The 17,963-nt window shown below is 72.3% G+C and carries 15 protein-coding genes; 9 read left to right on the top strand and 6 right to left on the bottom strand.

The annotated features are described in order from the left end of the window. Nucleotides 1-184: 184 nt before the first annotated feature. Nucleotides 185-418: a helix-turn-helix domain-containing protein gene (locus tag Vse01_RS11145; protein WP_093406581.1), complete on the top strand. Its 234-nt coding sequence runs from the start codon at nt 185-187 to the stop codon at nt 416-418. Nucleotides 419-520: 102 nt separating this feature from the next. Further along, nucleotides 521-1,201 carry an Rv3235 family protein gene (locus tag Vse01_RS11140; RefSeq protein ID WP_093406703.1) on the top strand — a complete coding sequence of 227 codons (681 nt, stop codon included), beginning with the start codon at nt 521-523 and terminating at the stop codon, nt 1,199-1,201. A 139-nt stretch (nt 1,202-1,340) separates the two neighbouring features. Here Vse01_RS11140 and secA read toward each other — a convergent pair whose 3' ends face one another. Then, nucleotides 1,341-4,268 (bottom strand): preprotein translocase subunit SecA, encoded by a 2,928-nt coding sequence (secA, locus tag Vse01_RS11135; protein ID WP_093406578.1) that lies wholly within the window; start codon nt 4,266-4,268, stop codon nt 1,341-1,343. A 169-nt stretch (nt 4,269-4,437) separates the two neighbouring features. Here secA and Vse01_RS11130 point away from each other — a divergent pair, with 169 nt between their 5' ends. Further along, a complete protein-coding gene (locus Vse01_RS11130) occupies nt 4,438-5,580 on the top strand; it encodes a GNAT family N-acetyltransferase (RefSeq protein WP_093406576.1) in 1,143 nt (380 codons plus the stop codon). After that, complete coding sequence (locus Vse01_RS11125) at nt 5,580-6,707, top strand: GNAT family N-acetyltransferase (RefSeq protein ID WP_093406700.1); 1,128 nt, start codon at nt 5,580-5,582, stop codon at nt 6,705-6,707. The genes Vse01_RS11130 and Vse01_RS11125 overlap by 1 nt, the downstream gene beginning before the upstream one ends. 74 nt (nt 6,708-6,781) lie before the next feature. Here Vse01_RS11125 and hpf read toward each other — a convergent pair whose 3' ends face one another. The 5 genes from hpf to mtrA all read right to left on the bottom strand — a co-directional run bounded on the left by hpf (nt 6,782) and on the right by mtrA (nt 12,655). Continuing rightward, a complete protein-coding gene (hpf, locus tag Vse01_RS11120; protein WP_093406573.1) occupies nt 6,782-7,432 on the bottom strand; it encodes a ribosome hibernation-promoting factor, HPF/YfiA family in 651 nt (216 codons plus the stop codon). A gap of 248 nt (nt 7,433-7,680) precedes the next feature. Next, the gene (locus Vse01_RS11115; RefSeq protein ID WP_093406698.1) at nt 7,681-8,343 is read right to left on the bottom strand and encodes a ComF family protein; all 663 of its coding nucleotides are present in this window, start codon (nt 8,341-8,343) and stop codon (nt 7,681-7,683) included. 43 nt (nt 8,344-8,386) lie between these two features. Next, nucleotides 8,387-10,186, bottom strand: coding sequence for an LpqB family beta-propeller domain-containing protein (locus Vse01_RS11110; RefSeq protein ID WP_093406571.1), 1,800 nt, complete (start codon nt 10,184-10,186; stop codon nt 8,387-8,389). Further along, nucleotides 10,183-11,952 (bottom strand): MtrAB system histidine kinase MtrB, encoded by a 1,770-nt coding sequence (mtrB, locus tag Vse01_RS11105; protein ID WP_170863483.1) that lies wholly within the window; start codon nt 11,950-11,952, stop codon nt 10,183-10,185. The genes Vse01_RS11110 and mtrB overlap by 4 nt, the downstream gene beginning before the upstream one ends. Before the next feature lie 13 nt (nt 11,953-11,965). Further along, nucleotides 11,966-12,655 carry an MtrAB system response regulator MtrA gene (gene mtrA, locus Vse01_RS11100; RefSeq protein ID WP_093406568.1) on the bottom strand — a complete coding sequence of 230 codons (690 nt, stop codon included), beginning with the start codon at nt 12,653-12,655 and terminating at the stop codon, nt 11,966-11,968. 208 nt (nt 12,656-12,863) lie between these two features. On the opposite strand from mtrA, the gene Vse01_RS11095 reads away from it, so the two are divergent. From Vse01_RS11095 to Vse01_RS11075, 5 genes are read left to right on the top strand one after another with little or no spacing between them, the layout of a single operon-like run. After that, entirely contained in the window at nt 12,864-13,706 is an 843-nt protein-coding gene (locus Vse01_RS11095; RefSeq protein ID WP_093406566.1) for a hypothetical protein, read from the top strand. Then, nucleotides 13,703-14,275 carry a DUF4129 domain-containing protein gene (locus Vse01_RS11090; protein ID WP_232511308.1) on the top strand — a complete coding sequence of 191 codons (573 nt, stop codon included), beginning with the start codon at nt 13,703-13,705 and terminating at the stop codon, nt 14,273-14,275. Before Vse01_RS11095 ends, Vse01_RS11090 begins: the two co-directional genes overlap by 4 nt. Then, nucleotides 14,272-15,651: a DUF4350 domain-containing protein gene (locus Vse01_RS11085; protein WP_198413187.1), complete on the top strand. Its 1,380-nt coding sequence runs from the start codon at nt 14,272-14,274 to the stop codon at nt 15,649-15,651. Before Vse01_RS11090 ends, Vse01_RS11085 begins: the two co-directional genes overlap by 4 nt. Beyond that, nucleotides 15,648-16,634, top strand: a complete 987-nt coding sequence (locus tag Vse01_RS11080) for an AAA family ATPase (RefSeq protein ID WP_170863482.1) — start codon at nt 15,648-15,650, stop codon at nt 16,632-16,634. The genes Vse01_RS11085 and Vse01_RS11080 overlap by 4 nt, the downstream gene beginning before the upstream one ends. Continuing rightward, on the top strand, nt 16,631-17,941 hold the full coding sequence (locus Vse01_RS11075; protein ID WP_093406563.1) for a DUF58 domain-containing protein: 1,311 nt from the start codon (nt 16,631-16,633) through the stop codon (nt 17,939-17,941). Before Vse01_RS11080 ends, Vse01_RS11075 begins: the two co-directional genes overlap by 4 nt. Nucleotides 17,942-17,963: the final 22 nt, after the last annotated feature.

Here is a 17,963-nt window from a genome sequence, read left to right as displayed (position 1 = left end):
ACGACGACACGCCGGGCCCGGCGTCCGGCCCTGCCCGTCCGCCCTGACCGTCATACACCCCGTATCGCCTTCGTGGAAGTTCCGTCGACCGGCCGGTGTGTCCCGCCGGGCCGCCGGGCGGATTGGTCGGGAGGCGGCTACCGGTGGCAAACTGAGGCGAACGACGTCAACCCGGGGAGTTTCGGTGGAACCGAGGTTCCTGCTCCTGTCCGACGTGGCCACCGAGCTGAACGTGTCGGACTCGCAGGTCTACCACATGGTACGCAGCGGCGAGCTGCCCGCGATCAAGATCGGCGGCCGGGGGCAGTGGCGGGTGGAGCGGGTCCGGCTGGAGGAGTACATCCAGCGCAAGTACGCCGAGACCGCCGAGTGGGTACGCGACAACCCGTTGGCGGAACGTGACCCCGACGAACGGTAGGACACAGCACGGCATTGACCGCCGGCTCTGCCGTGCCCGACAATCGAAGCTGTCGAAGGCAAACGAAGGCAAACGCAAGCTTTCATGGCAGGGGGCAGCGCGATGACCGACCTCCGGCGACCCGGGCCGGCGCGCCCACCCGTGCGGCTGCGGCCGGCGCCCGCCTTCGAGCCGCCCTCCGTCGACGAGGACACCACCGGTTGGCCCCGACCGACCGACGGCCAACTGGCACTCGACCTCTTCGCCGCCACCCGGCACTGGCCCGGTGGCCGTGGCCCGGACCGGCCACCACTGCCGTGGGCAGCCTCGCGCTCCGGCAGCCGGCCGGTCGCGCCGGGGGTGCCGTGGTCGGCTGAGCCCGCCCGGCCCACCGGATCCGGGCCGGCCGGGCCCGGCCCCGCGTCGGTCCGGCACCTGCCGGCCGGGGCCCTGACCACAGCCACCCCGGCAGCCACCCGGGTCGCCCACCGCTTCGTCGCCACCTGCCTGGAGGTGTTCAACGGCTTCCGGCCGCCGGTGCAGCTACGGCGTCAGCTTGACCCGGCTCGGGTCGCCGTGCTGCTGCCCGAGCTGGCCCGGGCCACCGCTCACGGGGCACCGGCCCGACGGCGTTCCGCGCGACCCGGGATACGGCTGCGTCGACTGCGCGTCTGCGAGCCCCGCTCCAGCGCCATCGAGGCCGCCGCCGTGCTCACCGGCGCCGGTGGTCGCAGTTGGGCGATGGCGCTGCGCCTGGAGCAGCGGCGCGGCAACTGGCTCTGCACCGACCTGCGGGTGCTCTGAACGACCCGCCCCGCGACCTGACCGTCGCGGACGGGAGGCCGGACGAGAACGCGCCCGATTCCCGAGCGAGTGGCCGTGTCCGCGGTGCGAGGCCACTCGGTCAAGGATCGGGCGCGATCTTCCGGAGTCGGATGGATTCCTAGCCGGCCGAGGTGCCGCCGGGCGCGCCGTGGCAGCGCTTGTACTTACGACCCGAGCCGCAGGGGCACGGCGCGTTGCGGGACGGTCCGTTGCTGGCGGTCGCCTGCCCCGGTGCTGGCTGGCGGGAGTTGCCGACCGGTACCGCCGGACCGCGCAGGCCACCGGCAGGACGCTGCGGCGCGGTCGGTGCCGTCCGCCCCGGCGCTGCCGGGGCGGCCTGGTCCGGACGGCCGATGCCGAGCGCGGGAGCCCGCTGCTCCTCACGCTGCACGGCGACGCCACCGGCGCCGGCCTCACCGTCGATGGTGGGCGCGGAGTACTGAAGCCCCTGCTGCTGCGGCGCACGACCCAGGCCCTTGGCCCGGATCTCCACCGGCTTCTCCAGCAGCTGGACCTCCTCGGCCTCCGGCTCCGGCTCGTTGACCTGCACCTCAAGGTTGTAGAGGAAACCGACAGTCTCCTCCTTGATGCCGTCCATCATGGTGGCGAACATGTCGAAGCCCTCGCGCTGGTACTCCACCACGGGGTCGCGCTGGGCGTACGCCCGCAGCGAGATGCCCTCCTGGAGGTAGTCCATCTCGTAGAGGTGCTCACGCCACTTGCGGTCGATGACCTGGAGCAGCACCATCCGTTCCAGCTGCCGGGTGCCCTCGGCGCCGAGTTGCTCCTCACGCCTGTCGTACGCGGCGTTCGCGTCATCCTTGAGCCGGGCGAGCAGGAAGTCGGCGTCGATGCTGGCCCGGGACCCGCCAGCCTCTTCCTCCAACTCCTCGATGGTGATGCCCACCGGGTAGAGCTGCTTGAGGCTGGACCACAACTGCTCGAGATCCCAGTCCTCGGCGTAGCCGTCCGAGGTGGCCCCCCGGACATACGCCTCGATGGTGTCGTTGATCATGTTGCGTACCTGGTCGGAGAGATCCTCGCCGTTGAGTACGCGCAGCCGCTCGGCGTAGATCACCTGGCGCTGCTTGTTCATGACCTCGTCGTACTTGAGGACGTTCTTGCGGATCTCGGCGTTCTGCCCCTCGATCTGAGCCTGGGCGCTCTTGATCTGGCGGGTGACCATCTTCGACTCGATGGGCACGTCCTCCGGGATGTTGAAGCGGTCCATGACCGCCTCCACCGCACCGGAGCGGAACCGCTTCATCAGCTCGTCCTGCAGGGACAGGTAGAACCGCGACTCGCCCGGGTCGCCCTGCCGGCCGGACCGGCCACGCAGCTGGTTGTCGATCCGCCGGGACTCGTGCCGCTCGGTGCCGAGCACGTAGAGCCCACCGGCGGAGGCGACCTCCTCGGCCTCCGCGTCGCAGGCCTGCTTCCACTTCGGCAGGACCTCTTCGAGGGCCTTGTCGTACTCCTCGGCGTTCTCCAGTGGGTCCAGCCCGCGCTGGCGTAGCTCGTTGGCCGCGAGGAACTCGGGGTTGCCGCCGAGCAGGATGTCGGTGCCCCGGCCGGCCATGTTGGTGGCCACCGTGACCGCGCCCTTGCGACCGGCCTGGGCGACGATCTCCGCCTCCCGGGCGTGGAACTTCGCGTTCAGCACCGAGTGCGGGATGCCCCGGCGGCGCAGCAGCTGGGACAGGATCTCGGAATTCTCCACCGAGACCGTGCCGACCAGCACCGGCTGACCTGCCTGGTGCCGCTCGGCGATGTCCTCGATCACCGCGTTGAACTTGGCCTGCTCGGTCTTGTAGATGACGTCGGCCCGGTCCTCGCGGATCATTGGCCGGTGGGTCGGGATGGTCACCACGCCGACCTTGTAGACCTTGTTGAACTCGCCCGCCTCGGTCTGGGCGGTACCGGTCATGCCGGCGAGCTTGTCGTAGAGGCGGAAGTAGTTCTGCAGGGTGATGGTGGCCAGGGTCTGGTTCTCCTGCTTGATCTCCACCCCCTCCTTGGCCTCGATCGCCTGGTGCATGCCCTCGTTGTAGCGGCGACCGTGCAGGATGCGGCCGGTGAACTCGTCGACGATCAGGACCTCGCCGTCGCTGACGATGTAGTCCTTGTCGCGCTTGTACAGCTCCTTGGCCTTGATCGCGTTGTTCAGGTAGCCGACCAGCGGAGTGTTCACCGATTCGTAGAGGTTGTCGATGCCGAGCCGGTCCTCGACCTTCGCCACACCCCGCTCGGTGACCGCGATGGTGCGCTTGGCGTAGTCGACCTCGTAGTCGCCCTCGCCGTCCTTGCCCGACTGGAGACGCGCCACCACGGCGGCGAACTCGCCGTACCAGCGGGCGGAGTGCTCGGCCGGACCGGAGATGATCAACGGGGTCCGGGCCTCGTCGATCAGGATGGAGTCGACCTCGTCGACCACGGCGAAGTTGTGGCCGCGCTGGACCAGCTCGTCCTTCGACCAGGCCATGTTGTCGCGCAGGTAGTCGAAACCGAACTCGTTGTTCGTGCCGTAGGTGATGTCGCACTCGTACGCCGCGCGGTGCTCGGTCGCCGGCCGGTTGGGCAGCACCACACCGACGGTCAGACCGAGGAACTCGTGCACCCGCCCCATCCAGGCGGCGTCCCGCTGGGCCAGGTAGTCGTTGACCGTGACCACGTGCACGCCCTTGCCGGAGAGCGCGTTGAGATAGACCGGCATCACCGAGGTCAGGGTCTTGCCCTCACCGGTCTTCATCTCGGCGATGTTGCCGAAGTGCAACGCCGCGCCGCCCATCACCTGCACGTCGTACGGCCGCTGGCCGAGCACCCGGGCCGCCGCCTCCCGGCAGACCGCGAACGCCTCGGGCAGCAGGTCGTCCAGGGTCTCGCCGTCGGCGAGACGTTCCCTGAACTGCTCGGTCATGTCGCGCAGCTCATCATCGGTGAGGTTGACGTAGTCGTCCTCGATCGAGTTGACGGCGGCGGCGATCGCCTTGAGGCGGCGCACCATGCGCCCCTCGCCCGCACGGAGGACCTTTTCCAGAATCGACACGGATCAACGCTCCCCTAGACAGTCTCGAACCATCGTAGGCGTTCCATCGGGCCGATGGTCACTGGTGGCGGTGGTCGGCCGCCGCGAAACCGACATAACACTCCCCGCTCCCGTCCGCGTCCCGGTTATCCGGTTACGCCGTGCGCGAACGATCCGGCACGATGGCCCGGTGGAGCCCGTGGAGATCACCGAGGACGGCCTGCTGCTGCGGCCATGGCAGGCGACCGACGCCGACGCCGTCTACCGCGCCTGCCAGGATCCGGACATCCAGCGCTGGACCACCGTACCTCGCCCGTACCGGCACGAACACGCGCAGAGCTTCGTCGCGGACCGGGCCCGCCAGTGGGAACTCGGCACCGGCGCGGCCTTCGCGGTCTGCGACGCCGCCAGCGGCGAGGTGCTCGGTGCCTGCGGGCTCAACACCATCGACCGCAACCACGAACTCAGCGAGATCGGGTACTGGACCGCGCCGTGGGCGCGGGGCCAGCGGGTCGCCGTCCGCGCCGTCCGGGCCGTCGCCCGGTGGTCCTTCGACGAGCTGAAACTGCGCCGACTGCTCTGGGGAGCCGAGGTGGGCAACCACGCCTCCCGGCTGGTCGCCCTGCGGTCCGGCATCCGGATCGAGGGACGGCTACGGGCCGCCGACCCGGCCGGCGGCACCCACGAGTGGTTCGGCACGTTGCTGCCCGGTGACGTACCGGCACCCGGCGAGGTCGGCCCGGCCGGTCCGGGCACCCTGGACGCCCGACGCGCGGCCGTCTTCGGCCGGCCCCAACCGACCCTGTTCGCCACCACCGGCACACACGAGCTGAGCCTGCGTCCCATGGACGAGCGCGACCTCGACGCGATCGTCACCACCTGCCAGGACCCGGATACGCTGCGCTGGACGACCGTGCCGGAGGGTTACACGCGGACGGACGCCGAGGATTTCCTACGGTTCGTGCGAGCCACCTGGGCCGCCGGCACCAGCGTCAACTTCGTCTTCACCGACGCTGCGGACCGGTACGCCGGCTCCATCGACCTGCGGCTGTCGGCCACCGACCCGCTGCTGGCCGACGTCGGCTTCATGACCGCGCCGCACGCCCGCGGACGGGGGTACCAGCCGGCTGCGTTGGCGGCCCTGTGCACCTGGGGCTTCACCACCCTGGGGCTGGCCCGGATCGAATGGCGGGCCAACGTAGGCAACGTCGCCTCCCGGCGAGCCGCCGAGAAAGCCGGTTTCGCGGTGGAGGGCACCGCGCGCGGAGCCCTCCACCACCGTGGCACCCGGGTCGACGCCTGGGTCGGTGCACTCCTCGCCGAGGACCTGTGATGACCGCGCCGCACCGCAGCACGCAGCGGATCGAGGCGTACGGGGTGCGGCTTCGGCCGTTCCGCCTCGACGACGTCGAGGACGTCGCGGCCGGTTGCGCCGACCCGCTCACCCAGCACTTCCTCGACGGCCTGCCCGATCCGTACACCGAGGCCGATGCGCGCCTGTGGATCACGGAGGGCGCGCCCGCCGCCTTCGCCGGTGGCGGCGCCGCTTACGCCGTCGCCGACCCGACGACCGACCGGCTGCTCGGCACCGTGGGTCTGAGCCATGTGGTGCCGCAGCGGGGCCAGGCCGAGATCGGCTACTGGGTGGCACCGTGGGCGCGCGGCCGAGGGGTGGCCACCGCCGCCACCCGGGCCCTCTCCGAGCACGCGTTCGCCACCGGCACCGCCCGGTTGGAGTTGCTCACCCGGGTGGAGAACACGGCCAGCCAACGGGTCGCGCTGGCCGCCGGCTTCCGTCCCGAGGGGGTACGCCGAGCCGCGTTGGCAGTTCGAGGCGGCGGCCGGCGGGACCGGATGGTGTGGGTACGGCTCGCCGACGACCCGCCCGGACCGGCGGAGCGCCCGCTGCCGGACCTGCCCGACGGTCGACTCACCGACGGGCTGGTCGTGCTGCGTCGGCTCGGACCGGACGACAACGAGCAGATGTACCGCCTGCACAGCGACCCGGAGGTGGTGGCCAGTCGGGTGCCCCCGGAGGCGCCGACCCGGGATGAGATCGAGCGACGCTGCCACGGTGCGGAGAGCCAGTGGCTGGTCGGCACCGCCGCGGCGATGACCATCCTCGACGCCGCCTCCGGGGAGTTCGCCGGCAGCTGCATGCTCCTGCCCGACCAGCCCGCCAGCGGCCAGGCGATGCTCGGTTACAGCCTGCTGCCGGGATGGCGCGGACGCGGCTACGCCACCCGCGCGGTACGGCTACTCGCCCGGTGGGGGTTCGACCACGTCGGCCTGTCCCGGCTGTGGGCCGGCACTCTGCCGGAGAACGCCGCCTCCCAGCGGGTGCTGCAGAAGGCCGGATTCCGGCGAGAGGGGCTGTTGCGCGGTCGGCTACCCGGCGCGGCGGGTAGCCGGGCCGACTCGACGGTCTACGGCCTGCTGACGACGGATCCGTTGGGCTGATCCGGGGACCCGACGGGCCCAGGTCCGCGACGGCGCCCGGGTCGGGTGGGTACCGACCCGGGCCGCCGTCACGGTCAGATGTCCAGCGAGATGATGCCGTAGTCGTAGGCGTGCCGCCGGTAGACCACGCTCGGGCGGCCGGATTCCTTGTCCTGGAAGAGATAGAAGTCGTGGCCCACCAGTTCCATCTGGAACAGGGCGTCGTCGATGGTCATCGGCTCGGCGGGGTGCACCTTCTCCCGGGCGATGTGCCACGGCTGGTCGTCGGCGTACTCCTCCTCGGGCCGCTCGGCCAGCGCGGTGGCGGTGCTGGTCTCCGCGGCGGCGCTGCTGGTCTCCGCGGGGGCGGACAGCGCGGGAAGGTCGGTCACCGGCAGGCCGGCGGTCGCGGCCGCGACCGACAGCGGCGCGTGCCGGCCCCGGTGTACCCGACGCCGGTCGGCCGCGCGACGCAGCCGGGAGTCGAGCTTGGCGATCGCCGAGTCCAGAGCGCTGTAGAAGTCGCTGGTGCAGGCCTCGGCCCGAATCACCGGGCCACGTGAATAGCAGGTGATCTCCACCCGCTGGCAGTGATCGGCCTGGCGCGGATTGCGCTCGTGGAACAGTTCGACATCGACACGAATGAGCTTGTGGTCGTAGCGTTCGATCTTCGCAAGCTTGTCTGCTACGTGCACCCGGTAATGGTCCGGCACTTCGACGTTACGGCCCTTGACCACGATGTCCACGTGACCTCCCTCGTTCGGACGGTCTTCGATCCGGAACTCCGGTCGCGCCCGGGGGACGGCCCCATTCGGCGTCGACCGGTCAATACGGCTACGCCTCCTCTCACCGCCGGGAGCGGGTGGGATGGCCTTCCTACCCCCGACAGCCAAACGCTAACTCCTGTTAGCCCGACAGTCACCCCCGGTCGCCAAGACCGCCCGGAGAATTTCCACACCTCATACACGAAGGGGTGAAACGGAAACACGATCGGTCACTGTTGGTGCCTTTTCCGTGTCGCGGCCAGCACCGCCGCCCCGTACGGCGACAACCCGCGCACGGTCAGTACCCGGCTGACCGCCGCGAGGGTCGCCCCGGTGGTGACGATGTCGTCCAGCAGGACCACCCTCGCCCCCGCGATGGCCGGATCGCGGCTCGAACGGGCCCGGAAGGCAGCCGTGGCCGCCGCCGCCCGCCCGGCGCTGTCCAGCGTCACCGAGTCCGGTCGAGGTGCGGCACGTACCGCGTTGTGCACCCGGACCGGCCAGCCTGCCGCCCGCAGCCGGCGGGCGCAGTGCCGGGTCAACCGGCTCAGGTGATCGCCGTAGCGGGCCCGGGCCGCCGCCGGGGTGTCCGGCACCGGCACCAGCAGCACCGGCCCCACCGAACCGACCGCCGCAGCGACGACCTCGGCGAGCAGCGCACCGAGTGGCCGGGCAAGACCGTGCCGGCCGTGTTCCTTGTACGCCAGCAGCGTCTCCCGCAGCGGCCCGCCGTACGCACCCAGGGCGTGACAGGGCGGCAGACCCGGCGGGGCCGGGACAGGTCGCACCGGCCCCGGGCGCAGCGCCCGCAGGACGGTGACGCAGTCGGGGCAGACCCCGTGCCGCAGGCCGGGACGGCGTTCCCGACAGCCGGCGCACTCGGTGGGCAGCACCAGGTCGGCCAGGTCCGCCCAGAGCCCGCCCGTCACGGCCTGCTCAGTAGAGGAAGACGGGGGCGGTGGGGTTGCCCGGACGCACCCCCGCCGGCGGCGGTGTCACGTCCTGGACCTGGTCGCGGTTGATCCGGTCGAACGGGTTGCTGCGGTACGCCACCCCGTTCGCCTCGTACATGAACGAGCCGGCCAGCGGGGACCGCTCGGCGGTGGCCGGGTACGCGGCGAGGTGGTCGACCTGGCTGCCGGTGTCCTCCCGCAGCGGGGTCTCCAGGGCACCGTCGACGGTCACGTCGTAGATCGCCGGGCGACCCGCCGAGCCCGCCACCAGCAGGCGGTTCGCCGCCGACCAGTCCACTGCGGTGGCGTCGGTAAGCGAGCTGACCAGCCGTCGGGCCGGGCCCACTGTGGGTACGCCGCCCTCCCAGTTGATCGCGGCGACGTGCAGCGTGCCGTCGACGATCAGCGCCAGCCGGTGCCCGTCCAGGGCTGGGGCCACCGCGGTGACCCGGCCCGGCAGGCTGAGCTGCACCTGCCGCGTCGCCGCCTGGTCGTCGAAGCGGTAGAGCCGGCCGTCGGCGACCACCAGGCCGGTCGGGCGGGCGCCGTCGCTGCGAATCCAGACCGGGCGGCTCATCTCGGCGTACCTGCTGGGACCGGTGGTGAGGGTTTCCACCACGCCGCCGCTCCGCCCGACGGCCAGCCGCTGCCGCCCGTCCTCACCGGCCATCACGACGGCGACCAGGACGTCAGCGTCGACGCGACGCAGTCCGGCCGAGACGATGTCGTGGTTGACCTCGGGCGCCACCGGTACCGAGCCGGCGGCCTCGCCGGCAACCGTCAGCGAGTGGATCGCCCCCTCGTAGACGCAGTATCGCCGTGCGTTGACCTCGATCAGGTCCAGCGGGTTCAGCCGGCGCTGCTCCGCAAGGTCGATCACCTTACGGGACTGGTTGAGGATCTTCACCTCAACGGTGCCGTGCAGCTCCCGCAGGGACCACGCCAACTGGGTACCGAGCTGCTCCAGCCGCCGCTCGTCAGCGCCCGGCATGTCCAGGTTGACCTCCCACCGGCCGTCTGAACCGGTGGCATTGTTGATCATCTCGGTGCGGTCGGGTAGACCGGAGACACCGATCCGCAGCCAGTCCGACGGGCCGGCGGTCAACCACCGGACGACCTCGCTCACCCGCCGCTGCGGTGGTACGGCCGAGGAGAGGTACCGCTGGTCCGGCACGAGCTGGGTGCGGTCGGAGTTCCAGAAGTAGATCGCCTCCGCCTGGTAGTACCGGCGCAGCGCGTCGTCGCTGAGCAGCAGCACGTTCGGCGGGTCGCTGACGTAGTAGCCGGCGTCGTCCTCACCCACCGGGCCGGCACTGATCAGCCGGAACTCGTACGTCGACTCGGTGGCCACCGGCGGCACCAGCATCCCGTTGGCCCGCAGCAGCCCGACCTGCTGCACGCTGATGGTGACCTTCATGCTGTCCACGTCCGGTTCGATCACCGGATCGTCGGTGAGCCGCACCACCGACAGCGCCACCTCGCTGCCCTGCTTGTCCGGCAGCCCGTTGCGGTCCGCGGTCGCGATGAACCGCTTCACCCGCTCGTACGCCCGGTCGGGCTCGCCGGCCGCCGCGGCCAGGAAGTTGCGCACGAACGCCTCGGCGTCGCTGCCGCTGGCCTCCCGCGTCGGTGGCTCCGTACCGCGTCCCAACGACCAGTTCGTCTCCGCGGCCGGCCCACGCTGCTCGATCTGCACCTCGCTGCGGTCGGGGATCCCGCAGCCGGCGGCGACACCCAGCACCAGCACACCGGCGAGGACCCCGGTCAACAACCGTCGCCTCACGAGCCCACCTCCGCGCGCGGCTGTTCGGCCGGCGGCACCGCGTCCGGAGCCGGGCCGACGGCGAGCGCGCCGGCCGGGCCGGGCCCGATGGCCAGCAGCCCACCGGCAGGCGCGCCACCGAACGGCAGCGTGGCGTCGGCCGGCACCAGCCGCAGCGGCGAGGTGGTGAGCCGATCGCCGGCGCGCGCCGGCAGGGTGAGCCGGAACTGCGCGCCCTGCCCCGGTGCACCCCACGCTTCCAGCCAGCCGCCGTGCAGGCGGGCGTCCTCCAGGCTGATCGACAGGCCCAGGCCGGTCCCGCCGGTCTGCCGGGCCCGCGACGGATCAGCCCGCCAGAACCGGTTAAAAACCAGCTTCTCCTCGCCCGGCTTGAGCCCGACGCCGTGGTCGCGGACGGTAAGCGCGACGGCGGTCTCGTCCATGCCCAGTGTGATCCGCACCGGCCGACCCTCGCCGTGCTCGACAGCGTTGCCGACCAGGTTGCGCAGCACCCGTTCGACCCGTCGTGGGTCGATCTCGGCGATCACCGGGGCGGTCGGGACGTCAAGCTCGATGGCCACCCCGACCCGCTCGGCCAGCCCGGCCAGCCGGTCGGCCACCCGGTGGACCACCGGCACCAGATCGGTCGGCTCGGCGTCGAGCACCGCGAAGCCCGCGTCGAACCGGCTGATCTCCAGCAGGTCTGTCAGCAGTTCCTCGAAGCGGTCCAGCTCGGCCTGGAGCAGCTCGGCGCTGCGTGCCACCGCCGGATCGAACTCGTCGCGTTCGGCGAAGATCAGATCAGCGGCCATCCGTACCGTGGTCAGCGGGGTCCGCAGTTCGTGCGACACGTCGGAGGTGAACCGACGTTGCAGTCGGGACATTTCCTCCAGTCGCAGGATCTGCCGTTGCAGGTTGGTGGCCATCTGGTTGAACGAAGCCGCGAGCAGCGCCAGGTCGTCCTCGCCGTTGACGGCCATCCGCTGGTCGAGCAGGCCGGCCGAGAGTCGCTGGGCGGTCCGGGCGGCGACCCGTACCGGGATCACCACCAGCCGGGTCACCAGGGCGGCGAGCAGCCCGAGCAGCAGCACCAGGGCGACTCCGGTGGCCACCACGGTGGCCCGCGCCTGCGCCGCCGTGGTGTCCTGCAGGGTCAGCGGCACGAAGTAGTAGAGTTCCACCTGGCCGAAGCGGGTCGGCACCGGCGAGCCGTAGACGAGGTACTTCGCCTCGGCGTCTCCGGTGAGCCGGCCGGTGCGGATCTGGTTGGCCACGTTCCCGTCGGCCACCGCTGCGCGCAGCTCGGGGCTGATCAGGGGCCGGACGTTCGCCGACGGTGAGGTGCGCGCCTCGATCACTCCGGGCCAGTTGTCCGCGGTCAGGGCCACCACCACGCCGCTGTTCTGCTGGGGGTCGCCACCGGCGAGGTAGTTGACCGTGCCGTCGATCGTCTCCTGGAGCTGCGCCTCCTGCGGCTGGCTGTAGAGGCTGAACTGCTTGGCCGCGTACTCCGCGCCGTTGAGCAGCCGCAACTGGACGTCGGTCTTGGCATTGTCCAGCAGAATGCTCGTGATCTTGTCGGCGATCAGGTAGGCGAACCCGCCGACCAGCAGGCTGGAGGTCACCAACGTGATGGTCACCACCCGCACCTGCAACGACCGGCGCCAGGTCTGGTGCAGCCTCGCCAGTGATCGGGCCAGTCGCCCGCTCACCCCACGCCACAACTCCCGCGCGGCACCGCGCCGGCGGGAGGTCGGGTCGAGATCGGGGATCGGGGAGGTGGTCACAGTGCGACCAAGGCTATCCGGTGCCCGCCTTGTAGCCCACGCCACGAACGGTGAGGATGATTTCGGGGCGCTCCGGATCCGGCTCGATCTTGGCTCGTAGCCGCTGCACGTGCACGTTGACCAGCCGGGTGTCCGCCGCGTGCCGGTATCCCCAGACCTGCTCGAGCAGCACCTCCCGGGTGAAGACCTGACGCGGTTTGCGGGCGAGCGCGACCAGCAGGTCGAACTCCAGCGGCGTCAGCTTCACCTCCTCGCCGTTGCGACTGACGGTGTGTGCCGGTACGTCTATGGCGATCTGGTTGCCGGGCGGGCCGATGGTGAGCAGCTCCGGCGCGGCGTCCTCGCCGCGACGCAACCGCGCCCGCATCCGGGCCACCAGTTCCTTCGGCTTGAACGGCTTGACCACGTAGTCGTCGGCACCCGACTCCAGACCGAGCACGACGTCGACCGTGTCGCTCTTGGCGGTCAGCATCACGATCGGCACTCCGGACTCGCCCCGGATCGCCCGCGCCACGTCGATACCGCTCATTCCGGGCAGCATCAGGTCAAGCAGGACGATGTCGGGCCGATTGTCGCGGAACGCGGCCAATGCCCGTTCCCCGTCCGCCACGAACGAGGGCATGAAGCCTTCGCTGCGCAGCACGATGCCGAGCATCTCGGCGAGCGCGGGGTCGTCGTCGACCACCAGTACCCGGGCTCTCATGGGGTTAATGGTTCCATCCCGTCAGTTCGGTGGGCTCGGCGTCACCCGCACGCTACTGCCGTCAGGTGGGCCGTGCCCAGCACCGCTCGGTTCTACCGCCCGCACGTGCCACCCCGGGGGCGGGTCTGCACCCCGGGCGACCGCGCGTGTCAACATGATCCCCGGGTGCGCCGCAGCGCGCCACCATCACCGCCTCCCAGGAGTACGCGTGCCCGAAACAGGCCCGACCGTCGTACTCCCCGGTCGCCCGCTCACCAGCGGGGAACTGCTCGACTCCGCGGTGCTGCTGCTACGCGGCCAGGCAGCGGTCCTGCTGCCCCTCGCCGCCGTGCTGGCCGCCGGTGAACAACTCCTGCTGCTGCCCCTACGGACCGCCATGGGTGCCACCGGGCCGCTGTGGTGGCCGTCCGGCCTGAGCGAGTTCGGCATCTTCTGGTTCCTGCTCGCCCTCGGCGCGGCAACCGAAGCAATGATCATTCTGCTGCTCGGCAACCCCGCCGCCCACGCCGCCGCCGGCGCGCTGGTCGACGGGCGCTCCGCCGCCACGGACGCATGGGGGCCCGGCGGCCGCTGGGGCGCCACCGTCCTGCTCTGTCCCGCCGTCGGCGCGGTCATGCTGCTCGCGTCCCTGCTCGGCCCCGTCTGGTTCATCGGATTCGCTCTGTTGGGTGCGGTGGCACCGGCGCTGGTGGTCGACCGGGTCGCACCGGTACGCGCGATCAACCGCTCCGTCGCAATGGCGCTGCGCCTGACCGGGCGGGCCGCCGCGCTGCGGGTACTCGGCTACCTCGTCTGGTGGATCATCCGGGTCGGGCTCGGTTGGGGGTTGTTCACCGGGGTGACCGCACTCGATCTGGTCACCGAGGGCTGGGCCGATGCCGTGGCGATGCTGGTCTGGGCGGCCGTGAACACGGTCGCCTTCGCCGCCTTGGCCTGCCTGGACGCGGTCGTGCATCTGGAGACCCGGATCCGCACCGAGGGCCTGGACATCCGGCTCGCCCGGGTGCCCGCCGCACCGCGTACCAAGGACCTGCTGGCGGTCGGCGGATGAGCATCAGCCGCTGGTGGACCGAAACCACCGCAGCCCTCGGCGACCACCTGCCGCTGCCGCTGGCCACGCTGCTGCTGGTGCTGGCCACGGCGCTTACCGCGACGGCCTGGTACACCTTCCCCGCCTGGCTGCCCCGCCGGCTGCCCCGGCTGCACCGACGCCGCCGCACCGAGGGCACGGCGCGGAAGCCCGAGACCCCGCCGGTGACCGTCGCTTCACCGCCGTCGGCCGGCCCGGTCGGCACCGAAGTGATGGCCGACCGGCTGGCCGCCGAGGGCCGCTACGACGAGGCGGTCCGCGAGCGGTTGCGCGGCATGCTCCACCAGCTCACCGATCGGCGCGTGGTGCAGGTCCGGCCCGGTATGACCGTCGCCGAGGTGGTCACCGAGGCCGGTGCCCACCATCCACCGGCCGAACCGCCGCTGAGCGCCGCCGCCGCCATCTTCTCGGAGGTGTGGTACGCGCAGCGCCCGGCCACCGCCGAGCACGATCACCGGATGCGCGACCACGCCGGTCGGCTGGGAGACCTGCTCGCCGCGGCCCCGCCAGCGAAGGACGACGACCGGTGAGCGCACCCGGCCGCCGTCACCGGATCATCGTTCCGGTGCTGGTGGGGGTACTACTGATCGCCGTCACACTCGTCACCCGCGAGATCGACCAGCCGGACCAGACCGACCGGGGCTTCCTCTCCCCGGTGGTGACCGAGGACCACGGTGGCAGCCGGCTCGCCGCGATCCTGGGCGAGCGCGGGGTGACGGTGCACCGGGAGACCGACACCCTCCGGGCGTTGCTGGCCACCCGACCCGCCCCGACCACCCTGTTCGTTCCGGCGCCCGAGCTGCTGCACCCGCGCACCGTCGGCTACCTGGGTCTGTTGCCCGGAGGCACCCGGCTGGTACTGGTCGACCCGCCCCGGCGGGTGCTGGCCGCCGCCGGGCTGCCGCTGCGCCCGGCAGGCCGACGGTGGGCGACCCGGGCCGTGTCGCCGCACGGCGTCGACGGCTCCTGCCCACTGGCCGAGGTCACGCCCGCCGCCACCGCCGCCGTCGCCCGCCAGCGGTACGCATCGACCGGCGCTCCCGGCGGCGTCGATCTCTGCTACGCCGGCGGGCTGGCCCGCCTGCCCGGCGCTGCCGAGAGCGTGGTGGTGGGCGCCAGTGACCCGTTCCGCAACGGCCGGATCGACGAATGGGACAACCTCGTCTTCGCCACCGGGCTGCTCGGCACCTCCGGCCGGGTGGTCTGGCTCGACCTGGACGGCCCGGCGCCGCCGCCACCCGAACCCAGCCCGGCACCCACCCGGCCGCTGCCGGAGCGCGACGACGACATCGACGACCCAGGCGACCCGGAGGACCTGGACAGCGGGGAGAGCGGCGAGACGGCACCGGGTGGCCGTCCGGGCGGTGAGGCGTCCGGCCCCGGCTCACGGGGCTCCTCCGGGGAGCCCAACCCGCTCTGGTCGGCCTTCCCGCCGTGGTTCTGGGCGCTGCTGCTGCAACTCGGCCTGGCGGCGCTGCTGATCGCCATCGGCCGGGCCCGCCGGCTCGGCCCGCCCACGCCGGAACCGCTGCCGGTGTCCGTGCCCGCCGCCGAGACGGTCCTCGGCCGGGGTCGGCTCTACCAACGGGCGCGAGCCCGCGAGAGCACCGCCCGACTGCTCCGGACCGCGACGCTCGCCCGGCTGGCACGACGGGTGCACCTGCCCGCCGAGGCGCCGCCCGCCACGGTCGCCGCCACCGTCGCCGCCCGCACCGGCGACCGGCCCGACACCATCCACGAGCTGCTCTACGGCGACGCGCCCCCAACCGACCGGAACCTGCTGGAGCTGGCCGGTGAGCTGGACCGCGTGACGCGTGCCGGCGGGCCGAGCCCCGCGCAGCCCGTCGCCGACCCGCCGGCCCCGCCCCGGCTGCCGAAGCCCCGATCCGAAGGAGACCACCGGTGACCCGACCCGCGACGACCGTGGACCAGCTCGCCGCCGATCCCACCCGGGCCGCGCTGCACCGGCTCCGCGCCGAGGTGGCCAAGGCGGTCGTGGGCCAGGAGGGCGTGGTCACGGGGCTGATCGTCGCCCTGCTCTGCCGTGGTCACGTGCTGCTGGAGGGCGTGCCGGGGGTAGCAAAGACGCTGCTGGTGCGTACCGTGGCCGCCGCACTGGACCTGACCTCACGGCGGGTGCAGTTCACCCCTGACCTGATGCCCGGCGACGTCACCGGCTCGATGGTCTTCGACGCGCGGACCGCGGCGTTCACCTTCCGGGAGGGGCCGGTCTTCACCAACCTGCTGCTCGCCGACGAGATCAACCGCACGCCACCGAAGACCCAGTCCGCGCTGCTGGAGGTGATGGAGGAACGGCAGGTCACCGTCGAGGGCGAGCAACGCGTGCTGCCCGATCCGTTCATCGTCGCCGCCACCCAGAACCCGGTGGAGTACGAGGGCACCTATCCGCTGCCGGAAGCCCAGCTCGACCGGTTCCTGCTCAAACTCACCGTGCCGCTGCCCAGCCGGGACGAGGAACTGGGTGTGCTCCGGGCCCACCACGCCGGTTTCGATCCCAGGGATCTGACCGCAGCCGGCGTACGCCCGGTGGCGGACGCGGCCGACCTCGCCGCCGCACGTGCGGCGGTGGGCCGCGTGCACGTCGCCGAACCGCTGCTCGGCTACGTCGTCGACCTGTGCCGGGCCACCCGCGCCACCCCGGCGCTTGAGTTGGGCGCCTCGCCGCGCGGTGCGACGGCCCTGCTCGGCACCGCGAAGGCGTGGGCGTGGCTGAACGGACGCGATCACGTGGTGCCGGACGACGTCAAGGCGATGGCGCGACCGACCCTGCGGCACCGGCTGCGCCTGCGGCCGGAGGCCGAACTTGAGGGTGTCGGGGTGGATCCGGTCCTGGACACGGTGCTGGCCACCGTGCCGACTCCGCGATGACCTGGCGGGTGGCGGCGCTGCTGGCGGCAGGGGCGCTGACCCTGCCGGTGTGGCCGGCACCCTTCGTCGGGGTGGCGGTGATGGTCGGCGTGGTGCTGCTGCTGGTCGGGCTCGACCTTGCGCTCGCCGCGCCGCTGCGGGCGTTGACCGCCGAACGGACCGGTGAGCGGGCCGTACGGCTCGGTGGCACCGCCACGGTCACCCTGTACCTGCGCAACGCCTCCGGTCGGCTGCTGCGGGCCCGGGTCCGCGACGCCTGGGTGCCCTCGGCCGGGGCCCGGCCGGAGGTGCCGCCGACCCGGGTGGTGCGGGCCGCACCCGGTGAGGTGCTGACACTGCCCAGCCACCTCACCCCCACCCGTCGGGGCGACCGACCCGCCGTGGCCCTGACCGTCCGCTCGTTCGGGCCGCTCGGGCTGGCGTTCCGCCAGTGGGGTGGCCGGCCGGGCACGCCACCGTGGACCCTACGGGTGCTGCCCCGCTTCGACTCGCGCCGACACCTGCCGGAGCGGCTGTCGCGGCTGCGCGTCATCGACGGCACACAGGTCGGTCGGGGACGCGGACCGGGCACCGAGTTCGACGCGCTGCGGGAGTACGTGTCCGGCGACGACGTACGGTCCATCGACTGGCGAGCCAGCGCCCGGCGGGCCGAGGTGCTGGTCCGCACCTGGCGGCCGGAGCGGGACCGGCGGCTGGTCTGCGTGCTGGACACCGGGCGCACCTCGGCGGTGCGGGTGGGCGACGAGCCGCGCTTGGACGCCTCGATCGAGGCGGCGCTGCTGCTCAGCGCGTTGGCGGCGCGGGCCGGTGACCGGGTGGACGTGCTCGCGGCGGACGCCGTACCCCGGGCCTCGGTCGGTGGTGCCGAACGGCCCGGGCAGTGGAACCGGCTGGCCCACGCGCTTGCTCCGTTGCAACCCACGCTTGTCGAGACCGACTTCCGGCTGATCGCCGGCGAGTTGCTCCGGCGGCACCGCCCGCGCAGCCTGGTGGTGCTGCTCACTGCCCTGGAACCCGGCGCGCTCGGCGACGGTCTGCTGCCGGTGCTGCCCCGGCTGGCCGCCCGGCACCGGGTGTTGGTGGCGGCGGCCCAGGATCCGGTGCTGACCCGACTCACCGCCGCGCCCCCGCGACGTCCGGCGGACGCGTACGCCGCAGCTGCCGCCTGGCGCACGCTCGCCGAACGCGACCGCCTCACCCAGGCACTCACCCGCCACAACGTCACAGTGGTGGACGCCCCCGCCACCCACCTGGCCCCCGCCCTGGCCGACACCTACCTGGCCCTGAAATCCCAAGCCCAACTCTGATCCACCCACCCCCGCTCCGCCC

Source organism: Micromonospora sediminimaris (genome assembly GCF_016863575.1).
Lineage (GTDB): Bacteria > Actinomycetota > Actinomycetes > Mycobacteriales > Micromonosporaceae > Micromonospora > Micromonospora sediminimaris.
This window is presented reverse-complemented; position numbering and strand designations above follow the sequence as displayed.